Origin of the sequence: Actinomadura bangladeshensis (genome assembly GCF_004348335.1) — a bacterium.
Lineage (GTDB): Bacteria > Actinomycetota > Actinomycetes > Streptosporangiales > Streptosporangiaceae > Spirillospora > Spirillospora bangladeshensis.
In genome coordinates this window covers 39688-50443 of record NZ_SMJW01000021.1, presented here as the reverse complement: position 1 = coordinate 50443, position 10756 = coordinate 39688, and the positions used below count along the sequence as shown (strand labels likewise).

Below are 10756 nucleotides of genomic sequence, written 5' to 3'. Positions count from 1 at the left end.
GGTGGGGCGGGTCATGGCGACGTAGAGGTCCTGGCCGCCCTTGGGGGATTCGGCGAGGATGCCGGAGGGGTCGACGACGATGACGGCGTCGAACTCCAGGCCCTTCGCCTCCTCGGTGGTGAGGACGACGACCGGGGAGTCGAGCGCCTCGGGGGTCGCGCCGGCGGCGGCGTCCGGGAGGGCGTCCAGGACGGCGGCGTGGCGGGCTCCGGAGGCGATGACGGCGAGGCGGCCCGCGGCGGAGGCGTCGTCGGTGACGAGGGCGAGTTCGGACCGCACGAGCGCCGGGAGGCCGGTGACCGGCAGGGCCACCGCGGTGGGCGGCGGGCCGTCGTCGCGGACGGGCTCGGGCGGTGTCTGGCCGGGGTCCACGGCGGCGAGGACGCCGGCGGCGACCCGCATGATGGCGGCCGGGGTGCGGTAGTTGACCAGGAGGCGCTGCTCCCGCCAGCGGCCGGGGACGTAGCGGTCGAGCATCTGGCCCCACGTGGCGGCGCCGGCGGCGTTGCCGGTCTGCGCGATGTCGCCGACGACGGTCATGGAGCGGGTGGGGACGCGGCGCATCACCGTCCGCCAGGCCATCTCGGAGAGTTCCTGCGCCTCGTCCACGATCACGTGGCCGTACACCCATTCGCGGTCGGCGAGGGCGCGCTGCGCGGTGGTGCGGGGCGGGCCGTCGTCGTGGTGGCGTTCGGCCAGCTCGTCCGCGGAGATCACGTCGCGGGCCGACAGCAGGTTCGTGGTGCCGGCGGACTCGATGACCTCGCGGGCGTAGCGCTCCTCCTCGGCGCGGGCCGCGTCGGCGGCGCGCCGGCGGGCCCGGTCGGCGGAGTCGTCCTTGCCCAGGTGCTCGGCGGCCTCGTCGAGGAGGGGGACGTCGGAGACGGTCCAGGGTGAGCCGGCCGGACGGTGCAGGGGCGCGCAGTCGAGGCCGGCCCGGCCGCCGAGGCGGGCGAGGGTGCCGGGGGAGGCGTAGAGGTCGGTCAGGAGCTGCTGCGGTGTCAGCTCGGGCCAGAGTTCGTTCAGCGCCTTGTGGACGGACGCGTCCTGCCAGAGGGCCTCCTTGGCCAGGCGGAGGTCGGTTTCGTCCAGGAGGGGTTCGTCCGCGGCCTCGTCGATGAGCTCCTGGAGCCAGTCGGGGAGCCCGCCGGATTTCGCCATCTCCTCCAGGGGCTCGTCCATGATGCGGTCGTACTGCTCGGCGCGGTTGACGGCGAGGGCTTCGAGCATGTCGTGGACGAAGCGGCGCCGCTGGACGTTGTGTGGGAGACGCAGAGCGCGGGCGCGGTCACGGATCTGCGTGCACTTCTCGACGTCCACGGTGAGGGTGAGGCCGTCCACGTCGACATGGAGGCCGTCCGAGGGCACCCGCTGCCGGTCGTGAACGGCCGCCTGCACGAGGTCGGCCATGCGGATGTCGCCCTTGATGACGGCGACCTCGGGCACCTCCCGCGCGGTCGCCTTGAGGCCCGGGTAGAGCTCGCCGACCGTCGCCAGGGCGACATCGGTCTCGCCCAGGCCGGGAAGGACCTGCTCGATGTAGCGGAGGAACGTGGCGTTCGGGCCGACGACGAGCACTCCGCGCCGTTCGAGGACGTCCCGGTGCGTGTAGAGCAGGTACGCGGCGCGGTGCAGGGCGGCGACCGTCTTGCCGGTGCCGGGCCCGCCCTGGACGACGAGCACGCCGTGCAGGCCGGAGCGGATGACCTGGTCCTGCTCCTCCTGGATGGTCGCGACGACGTCGCTCATCCGGCCCGTCCGGCCGCGGCGCAGGGTGGCGAGCAGGGCGGCCTCGCCGACGATGCCGCGCCGCTCCGACTCCTCCAGGCCCTCCAGGTCGAAGACCTCGTCGTCCAGCCGGACGACCTCGCGGTGCCGCAGGTGCAGGTGGCGGCGGCGCGCGAGGGTGCCGGGCGCGCCGGGGGTGGCGGTGTAGAACGGCCGGGCCGCGGCGGCGCGCCAGTCGATCAGGATGGGCTCGTGGTCCTCGTCGCGCAGGCCGATGCGGCCGATGTAGAACGTGTCGCCGGGCCCGGCGGCGTCGGCGCGGTGGTCGATCCGGCCGAAGCACAGGGCGTGCTCGACGCCGCCGAGCCGGGCGAGCCGGCGGGCCGCCTCGTCGGTCGCGACGGCGCGCTCCACCCGCGCCTGGAACGCCGCGCCGCCGCCCGCCGCCGGGCCTTCGCGCAGCGCCGCCTCGGCCTTCGCCCGCTCGACGTCGAGCCGGGCGTACACGCGGGACACGTACGCCTGCTCGGTGCGCATCGGCGCGGAATCATCGCGGCCGGGGTTGACAGCGTCCGCTTGACGGAGTCCCATGCTTCGACTACACTCCTATTCATAGGATTAGGTTTTTTGTGCGCAACTTCTGAGTTGGTCAGCCTAGCATCCTTCGCGCCGCCCTGCATGATCTTCTAGCGCCGCCCAAAAGATCGTCTCTGTTGCGGCGGGCGTCATCCGCGCGGTGCCCATCGGTCACCGATCTTCGTGAGGCTGTCCGGCGATCACTGCCGGATCCCTCCGAAAGGTCGCTTCCTCATGGCCGACTCCGCCCGCCCGCTGAACCGGCGCACGTTCCTCGTCACGAGCGGTCTCGCCACCGCCACCGTCCTGTCCGGCACCGCCCACGCCGCATGCCGGGAACAAGCATCGTTCCGGCAGTCCCTTCGTTTTGTCAGTGGCGCTCTGTAGCGTCTCATGCGTGACCCGTTACCGCCTTGTGCCGACCTGCACTCAAGAGAAGATCTTGCGGGAGCACTGTCGGCACGCCCGATTTGTCTGGAACCTGGCGGTGGAGCAGTACTCATATTGGAGGCCGGGCCGTCGAAGCGCGCCGGCATTCGTCGAGCAATGCCGACAACTTTCCGAGGCGCGGGCGGAATTCTCTTGGCTCCGTGCTGGCTCGGCGGTTGTTCAACAGCAGGCGCTCAAAGACTTCGCACGGGCGATGGCCGGCTTCTTCAATCGCACTCACGGCCGCCCTACCTGGCGTAAGGCCGGGCGGGATGAGGGATTTCGCATCGTCGGCGTCAAACCCGGTGATGTGCGTCGACTATCGCGCCGCATGGGCGAGGTGAAGGTGCCCAAGGTGGGGTGGGTGCGATTCCGCTGGTCGCGCTCTGTGCCGGACGGTTTCAAGTCATTCAGGGTGACGTGCGATCGATCGGGGCGCTGGCACATAGCGTTTGCGTACATTCCGAGCCCGATCGGTGCGCCCGGAAACGGAGCGAATGTCGGCGTGGACCGTGGTGTTGCAGTATCAGCGGCCCTGTGTACGGGAGAACTACTGTATGCCCCTGTGCTGTCGATCAAGCAAGCCGAGCGCCTGCTGAGGTTACAACGCCGTCTGGCCCGTGCCCAGCCGGGCTCGAAACGCCGTACGCGACTGAAGACCAGGATCGCGACGCTGCAAGCTCGGGCGACCGACCGACGCCGAGATTGGGTTGAGAAGACTACGACGGACCTGGCGCGTCGGTTCGACCAAGTCGCCATCGAAGACCTCAACGTGCTGACCATGACACGGTCTGCGCGAGGCACCATCGATGCACCTGGGAGTAACGTTCGCCAGAAAGCTGGGTTGAATAGAGCCATCCGCAGCAACGTATGGGGTGTACTAGCCCGGCGTTTGGAGCAGAAGGCGCCAGAGCGCGTCGTTAAAGTCAATCCCGCCTACACCAGCCAGCGGTGTTCGGCGTGCGGGATCGTAGACCGAGATGCGCGTGAGAGCCAAGCGCGCTTTCGGTGCCGATCCTGCGGCCACGTCGGCAACGCCGATGTGAACGCGGCTCGCAACATCTGCAGGACCGCCGCAGGGTATTGCGGTGGCAGTACGGGGAGCCCTCCAGCCGTTGGGCGGGGCGACGAACCGTGAACCTCAATCGGGTTCCGAAGGGGCTCGGTTGGAATCCTCACCTTCACCTTGGGTGGGGAGGATGCCAAAACAACCAGCGGGGCTACGTGCTGACGAGGATCGGCAAGGACGAGATGAAGGCCGACTTCAAGACGCTGCCGACCGTCCGTACGCCGGGCGCGGAGATCTCCACCAAGGCCACCTTCGTCATCGAGGACCGCGTCCCCGGCGTCAACCAGACCTACCTGCGCCCGTACGCGCAGGCGAAGACGTCGGCCCAGCCGGAGCGCGACCTGATCCAGCAGACCATCGACAACGAGACCCAGCCCTGACCTGAGCCCTGACCCGCTGCGGCCGGAAGCCGGGCGCGGCACGCCGCCGCGCCCGGCCCGGCCGCCTCAGCGGTCGACCCGCGCCTTCGTCGCCCCGCCGCTGAAGATGTCGCTCAGGTCATAGGCGACCGGCACCTCCAGCTGCTCGTAGGTGCAGGACTCCGGCGTCCGGTCGGGGCGCCAGTTGCGGAAGCGGGCGGTGTGCCGGAAGCGGGCGCCCTCCATCGCCTCGTACGCCACCTCCACGACCAGGTCGGGACGCAGCGGCACCCAGCTGAGGTCCTTCTTGCCCGTCCAGCGGGACACCGCGCCCGGCATCCGGTCGACGGTCGCCTCGCTCTGGCTCGCCCACTCGGCCCACGGATGCTCGGAGAGGTCCTCCAGCCGGTACGGCTTCAGCTCCTCCACGAGTTCGGCGCGGCGCTCCAGCGTGAACGAGGCCGCGACCCCGACGTGCTGGAGCTTGCCCTCGGAGTTGTAGAGCCCGAGCAGCAGCGACCCGACGATGGGGCCCGACTTGTGCCAGCGGAACCCCGCCACCACGCAGTCGGCCGTGCGCTCGTGCTTGACCTTGAACAGGACGCGCTTGTCGGGCTCGTACGCGGTGTCGCGCGGCTTGGCGATGACGCCGTCCAGCCCGGCGCCCTCGAACTCGTCGAACCAGCGCAGCGCCAGCTCGTAGGAGTCGGACGCCGGCGTCACGTGGATCGGCGCCTTCACCCCCGCGAGGGTGTCGACGAGCCGCCGCCGCCGCTCGCCGAGCGGGACCTCCAGCAGTGACTCGCCGCCGAGCGCCAGCAGGTCGAACGCGATGAAGGACGCGGGGGTCTCCGCCGCGAGCAGCTTGATCCGCGACGCGGCCGGGTGGATGCGCTGCTGGAGGCCGTCGAAGTCGAGCCGCGTGCCCTTCGGCAGCACGATCTCGCCGTCGATCACGCACCGCTCCGGCAGCTCGCGCCGCACCGCCTCGACCACTTCGGGGAAGTAGCGGGTGAGCGGCTTCTTGCCGCGGCTGGACAGCTCGACCTCGTCGCCGTCGCGGAACACGATGCAGCGGAAGCCGTCCCACTTCGGCTCGTACAGCAGGTCGCCCCTGGGCATGGTCTTGACCGCCTTGGCCAGCATCGGCGGCAGCGGCGGGCTGATCGGCAGGTCCATCCCGCCATCTTGCTCCCCGGCACCGACAGAACACCATCCCGGGGTCCGATAACGTGCAGGTCATGCGCCGTCTGCTGCCCGAGCCCGCCGCCGGCGCCGACCCCTCCGCCGACGTCTGCGTCGACCCTTACGAGGCGTACGGCGACCAGCCCGGGCTGCGGCTCGGCATGGTCATGAGCGTGGACGGCTCCGTCACCGACGCCGAAGGCTGGACGGACCGCCTCGGCGGCGAGGCCGACTTCCGCGTCTTCCGGACCCTGCGCGCCCTGACCGACGCGATCCTCGTGGGCGCCGGCACGGTACGCACAGGACGCCTCGGCCCTGCCCGCCTACGCCGCGATCTGCGCGCGCGCCGCGGAAGACCGCCCGCCCCCATCGTCGTGGTGAGCCGCTCGCTCGACCTCGACTGGACGCTCCCGCTGTTCACCGAGGCCGAGACGCCCACCATCGTGGTGACGTCCCAGAGCAACCGGCAGAAGGCCCCAAGCCACATAGAGGTCGTCGCAGAAGGCGAAGACGACGTCGACCTCCCTGCCGCCATCAACACCCTCCGCGAAGACCTCGGCTACGAGCATCTCCTCTGCGAAGGCGGCCCCGCCTTGGCGACGGCGCTGATCCGTGCGTCCCTCGTAGACGAACTGTGCCTCAGCATCGCCCCGACCCTTCTCGGAGGCCCCCGCCACACGCGCCTCCTGGACGGCCTGGACGCCGAGGTGCCGCTCGCCCCCGCCGCCCTCTACCTCGACGAGGGCGTGCTGTTCATCCGCTACCGGTTGCGGGTGTAGCGCAGGAAGAGGAACTCCTCGTCCTGCAGGGCGTCGGCGAGCGCCATCTCCGGCGGGACCGGCACCGGCGGCCCGTTCAGGATCCGCACCGGACGCCCGCCGAGCAGGACCGGGCTCAGCGTGAGGCACAGCTCGTCCAGCAGACCGGCCGCCACCACCTGTGCGAGGACGCCCGGACCGCCCTCGCACAGGAGGCGCCTGTGGCCGCGCGCCGCGAGCTCCTGCACGGCGACGGAGAAGTCCAGGGAGTCCTTACCGGCGATGATGACGTCGGCGCGCTCCCGCGCCGCCTTCAGCCGGACGGGGTCGGCGGTCGCGGTCGCCAGCACGATCGTCGGGACCTGCGCCTCGGTGAAGATCGGCGCGTCGAAGTCCAGGTCGAGGGTGCGGGACACGACCGCGATCGGCGGCACCGGCGTGCGCCCGTCCCGGACGCCGTCCCAGCCCTCGCTGCGCTTGACCGGCCCGTACCCCTCCGAGCGCACCGTGCCCGCGCCGACGATGACGACGTCGGCGAGCCCGCGCAGCAGCAGGAACAGGTGCCGGTCGGCGGCGTTGCCGAGGCCGCCGCTGCGCTCGTCGCGCTGCGCCGCCCCGTCCAGGCTGGCGACCATGTTCGCCCGCAGCCAGGTGGTCCCGGCCGGATACGCGTAGCGCTCGGCGAGATCGACCTCGCCGGGCTCCTGAGAGAGAGCACGCATAGACCCCTCACGCTACTGCACGCCGCGTTCAACCGGCCGGCTAACAGGCTGTGCACCAATATGTACGAATTCGTCATGGCGGGCGCGGCGGGAGGCGACACTTGCCCCTGGGGGACGGGGACGAGAACTTTCGCAGAAGGGAGCGGGGGGTGGAGTACGCGGCGCTGTGCGCGTGGATCCTCGCCGCCGTGGCGGGCGGCTACCTGCTGGTCATCTGGATTCTGAACGGGGGACGCTCGACCAAGGTGACGCGGTTCCCGGTCCTGGTCGTGGTGGGCCATCCGCTCGCCGCCGTGGCGGGACTCGCCGTCTGGATCGCCTACCTGGTCACCGGGAACACCGCCTGCGCGTGGGCGGCGTTCATCGCCCTGCTGGTCGTCGCCCTGCAGGGCTTCATGCTGTTCACCCGCTGGCTGGTGGGGTGCGGCGGCCGCCACGCCCGCGGCGCGGAGCAGGTGTTCCCGGCCGCGGCGGTGGCCGTGCACGGCGCGGTGGCGGTCACGACGGTCGTGCTGGTGTTCCTGACCGCCATCCAGGTCACCGGCGCCTGAACGCGTCCTAGGGGAGCCTCCGCAGGACCAGCAGGGCGCGGTCGGTCAGGGGGACGGTGTCGCGGGCCTTGAGGCGGGGACGGTCGCCGAAGGAGTCGTGCTCGGCGGTGTCGAGGGTGTACTCCCAGCGTTCGCCGTACTCGGGGCCCGGAAGGGTGAACTCGACCGGCTCGGAGCCCGCGTTGATCAGCAGGAGGAACGAGTCGTCGCGGACGCGGCGGCCGCGCGGGTCCGGTTCGGTGATGGCGTCGCCGTTGAGGAACACGCCGAGGGACTTCGCGAACCCGACGTTCCAGTCCTGGTCGGTCATGCTGTCGCCGGCCGGGGTGAGCCAGGCGATGTCGGCGGCGGCACCGGTGCCCCTGCCGGTGAAGAAGCGGCGGCGCCGGAACACCGGATGGTCGTGCCGCAGGCGGGACAGGATCCGGACGAACTCCATGTCGTCGGAGTCCTCCCAGCGGACCCAGGCGATCTCGTTGTCCTGGCAGTAGGCGTTGTTGTTGCCCTTCTGCGTGCGGCCGAGCTCGTCGCCGTGGGAGAGCATCGGCACGCCCTGCGACAGGAACAGCGTCGCGAGGAAGTTGCGCCGCTGGCGGGCGCGCAGTTCCAGGACGGCGGGGTCGCGGGTCGGACCCTCCACGCCGCAGTTCCAGGAGCGGTTGTCGTCGGTGCCGTCCCGGTTGTTCTCGCCGTTGGCCTCGTTGTGCTTGTGGTCGTAGGAGACGAGGTCGGTGAGCGTGAACCCGTCGTGGCAGGTCACGAAGTTGATGGACGCGAACGGCCGCCGCGCGCTGTGCTCGTACAGGTCGGACGACCCGGTGAGGCGGGACGCGAACTCCGGCATGGTCGCGTACGACCCGCGCCAGAAGTCGCGGACCGTGTCGCGGTACTTGCCGTTCCACTCCGTCCACAGCGGCGGGAAGTTGCCGACCTGGTAGCCGCCCTCCCCGACGTCCCACGGCTCGGCGATCAGCTTCACCTGCGAGACGACCGGGTCCTGCTGGACGAGGTCGAAGAACGCGGCCAGCCGGTCGACGTCGTGCAGCTCCCGGGCCAGCGCCGAGGCGAGGTCGAAGCGGAACCCGTCGACGTGCATCTCCAGGATCCAGTAGCGCAGCGAGTCCATGATGAGCTGCAGCGCGTGCGGGTTGCGGACGTTCAGCGAGTTGCCGCAGCCGGTGTAGTCGAGGTGGTAGCGCTTGTCGTCGTCGCGCAGCCGGTAGTAGGACGCGTTGTCGATGCCGCGGAACGACAGCGTCGGGCCCAGGTGGTCGCCCTCGGCGGTGTGGTTGTAGACGACGTCCAGGATGACCTCGATGCCCGCCTCGTGCAGGGCGCGGACCATCGCCTTGAACTCCAGCACCTGCTCCCCGTACTGCCCGGACGAGCTGTAGGAGTTGTGCGGCGCGAAGAACCCGATGGTGTTGTAGCCCCAGTAGTTGTCGAGGCCCCGCGCCACCAGCGCGTGCTCGGGGATCGACTGGTGCACCGGCATCAGCTCCACCGCCGTCACGCCGAGGTCGAGCAGATGGTCGATCATCACCGGGTGCGCGAGCCCCGCGTACGTGCCGCGCTGCTCCTCCGGGATGCCCGGATGCATCTTCGTCAGGCCCTTCACGTGCGCCTCGTAGATGACGCTCTCGTGGTAAGGGACGCGCGGCGGCCGGTCGTCCGCCCAGTCGAAGAACGGGTTGATGACGACGTTCTTCGGCATGTGGGCGGCGCTGTCGTCCTCGTTCAGCGCGTCCGGGTCGTCGAACCGGTAGGAGAACAGCGACTCGTGCCAGCGGACATCGCCCGCCACGGCCTTGCCGTACGGGTCGAGCAGCAGCTTGGACGGGTTGCAGCGGTGCCCGTCCCGCGGGCTGAACGGCCCGTGCACCCGGTACCCGTACCGCTGGCCGGGCCCGATGCCGGGCAGGTAGCCGTGCCACACGAACCCGTCGACCTCCGGCAGGTCGCGCCGCGTCTCGGTCCCGTCGGCGTCGAACAGGCACAGCTCGACCCGCCGCGCCACCTCGGAGAACAGGGCGAAGTTCGTGCCCGTGCCGTCCCAGGTGGCGCCCAGCGGATAGGGATCCCCGGGCCACACCTCCCGCATGCTCTCCCCTCCCGGCCGATTCATCCTGGCCTGTCGATTGTCGCCTACCCACCGTCCTCCAGCCCCCACCCGCCGCCAGAGTGTTACCGCGGTGGCTCCGGGGGCGGGCGCCAGACGATCTCGTCGTTGCTCGTCTCGTCCGTGGGGTGCAGGCCGAGCTTGGCCGCGACGGCGGCGGACGCGCGGTTGCCGGGGTGGATGGTCGCGACGATGGCCGCGACGCCGTGCGCGCGGAGCCAGGCCAGCAGGGCGCGGGCGGCCTCGGTCGCGAAGCCGAACCCCTGGTAGGGCATGCCGATGACCCAGGCGACGGAGGCGACGGCGCGCGGCGGCCCCGGCGTGACCGTCGACCCGGCGGACGGGGGAGTCACGGTGAAGCCGGGCGCCGTGGGCGTGACCGTGGCCTGGACGTAGCCGACGGCCTGGCCGTCCCGGGCGCGGCGGACGATCCAGTTCAGCCAGCATTCCTGGTGGAAGGGGGCCGGGCCCGCGACGAGGTGCTCGTAGCGGGCGCGCAGCTCGTCGCGGGTGAGGGGCTCGCCGCCGATGTAGCGGTGCAGGCGCGGATCGTCCAGGACGGGGGCCATCTCGTCCGCGTGGTGGACCGCCAGCGGCTCCAGGACGAGGCGCTGGGTGCGGATGGTCTCCGCGATCGGCCCGTACACCCGCCGATCGTATGCCCGGCCCCCTCAGCGCCGCCCGTTTTCGAGCCGCCGTGTCCAGAGGCCGGCCGGATGCTGCTTCGGGTCGAGCCACAGCCACGGCTGGGCGTGCCGGAACTGCAGGTCGGTGCCCGGCTGCCAGGGGAACAGGCCGTGCCGGTTCGGCCAGACGACCTGGAGGACCGGCAGCGGGGGGCGCCGGTAGAACGCCACCGCGCCCGCGAACAGCCCGTCGAGCCAGTGCGGGTCGACGTCGCGGAACGCGGCCTGCTGCCCCCGGACGACGCCGTCGCGGCGCTCGCCGCCGGCCGGGCCGGCGCCCTCGGCGGTCTGCCGGCCGAGCACGTTGAGGATCTCCTCGGTCTCGTACACGTCGCCGCCGAACATCGCCAGCTCGGGCGCCCGGTGGCTGTGCCACAGGCCGATCGTGTAGGCCCAGCCGGGCCCGTCGGCGTCCGGCTGCACGAGGACGACGCTCCACCCGTACTGGGCGATGTGCACGATCGTGCGGAGCTGGAAGTTGTCCAGGCGGTCGCGGTCGCCGTAGTCGCGGCAGATCACGCAGGTGCACGAGGGGCGGTCGCCGGACATGACCCTCAGTTTACGATCTATCGAC

At 71.1% G+C, this 10756-nt stretch carries 11 protein-coding genes; 5 read left to right on the top strand and 6 right to left on the bottom strand.

The features are described from left to right. A partial coding sequence (locus E1284_RS06850; protein ID WP_131938136.1) for a HelD family protein occupies window positions 1–2319 on the bottom strand: 2319 nt, incomplete at its 3' end. Between the two features lie 219 nt (window positions 2320–2538). Between E1284_RS06850 and E1284_RS06845 the strand changes: the two genes are divergently transcribed. The 3 genes from E1284_RS06845 (at window position 2539) to E1284_RS06835 (ending at window position 4182) form a co-directional block, all read left to right on the top strand. Further along, entirely contained in the window at window positions 2539–2691 is a 153-nt protein-coding gene (locus E1284_RS06845; RefSeq protein ID WP_131938135.1) for a twin-arginine translocation signal domain-containing protein, read from the top strand. After that, on the top strand, window positions 2678–3871 hold the full coding sequence (locus tag E1284_RS43950; protein ID WP_424923471.1) for an RNA-guided endonuclease InsQ/TnpB family protein: 1194 nt from the start codon (window positions 2678–2680) through the stop codon (window positions 3869–3871). The genes E1284_RS06845 and E1284_RS43950 overlap by 14 nt, the downstream gene beginning before the upstream one ends. 86 nt (window positions 3872–3957) lie before the next feature. After that, window positions 3958–4182 carry a hypothetical protein gene (locus E1284_RS06835; protein ID WP_165965151.1) on the top strand — a complete coding sequence of 75 codons (225 nt, stop codon included), beginning with the start codon at window positions 3958–3960 and terminating at the stop codon, window positions 4180–4182. A gap of 66 nt (window positions 4183–4248) precedes the next feature. Here the strand turns inward: E1284_RS06835 and E1284_RS06830 are convergent, their stop codons facing one another. Further along, window positions 4249–5340: an ATP-dependent DNA ligase gene (locus tag E1284_RS06830; protein WP_131938133.1), complete on the bottom strand. Its 1092-nt coding sequence runs from the start codon at window positions 5338–5340 to the stop codon at window positions 4249–4251. Between the two features lie 62 nt (window positions 5341–5402). On the opposite strand from E1284_RS06830, the gene E1284_RS06825 reads away from it, so the two are divergent. Continuing rightward, window positions 5403–6125 carry a dihydrofolate reductase family protein gene (locus E1284_RS06825; protein WP_131938132.1) on the top strand — a complete coding sequence of 241 codons (723 nt, stop codon included), beginning with the start codon at window positions 5403–5405 and terminating at the stop codon, window positions 6123–6125. Here E1284_RS06825 and E1284_RS06820 read toward each other — a convergent pair. Further along, window positions 6107–6826, bottom strand: a complete 720-nt coding sequence (locus E1284_RS06820) for a pyrimidine reductase family protein (RefSeq protein WP_131938131.1) — start codon at window positions 6824–6826, stop codon at window positions 6107–6109. The genes E1284_RS06825 and E1284_RS06820 overlap by 19 nt on opposite strands. Before the next feature lie 149 nt (window positions 6827–6975). On the opposite strand from E1284_RS06820, the gene E1284_RS06815 reads away from it, so the two are divergent. Then, window positions 6976–7377 carry a hypothetical protein gene (locus tag E1284_RS06815; protein ID WP_131938130.1) on the top strand — a complete coding sequence of 134 codons (402 nt, stop codon included), beginning with the start codon at window positions 6976–6978 and terminating at the stop codon, window positions 7375–7377. A gap of 7 nt (window positions 7378–7384) precedes the next feature. Here the strand turns inward: E1284_RS06815 and glgX are convergent, their stop codons facing one another. The 3 genes from glgX to E1284_RS06800 all read right to left on the bottom strand — a co-directional run bounded on the left by glgX (window position 7385) and on the right by E1284_RS06800 (window position 10731). Next, a complete protein-coding gene (gene glgX, locus E1284_RS06810; protein ID WP_131938129.1) occupies window positions 7385–9478 on the bottom strand; it encodes a glycogen debranching protein GlgX in 2094 nt (697 codons plus the stop codon). A gap of 83 nt (window positions 9479–9561) precedes the next feature. Next, window positions 9562–10143 carry a GNAT family N-acetyltransferase gene (locus E1284_RS06805; RefSeq protein ID WP_131938128.1) on the bottom strand — a complete coding sequence of 194 codons (582 nt, stop codon included), beginning with the start codon at window positions 10141–10143 and terminating at the stop codon, window positions 9562–9564. Between the two features lie 24 nt (window positions 10144–10167). After that, window positions 10168–10731, bottom strand: a complete 564-nt coding sequence (locus E1284_RS06800; RefSeq protein WP_131938127.1) for a DUF4262 domain-containing protein — start codon at window positions 10729–10731, stop codon at window positions 10168–10170. Window positions 10732–10756 lie beyond the last annotated feature (25 nt).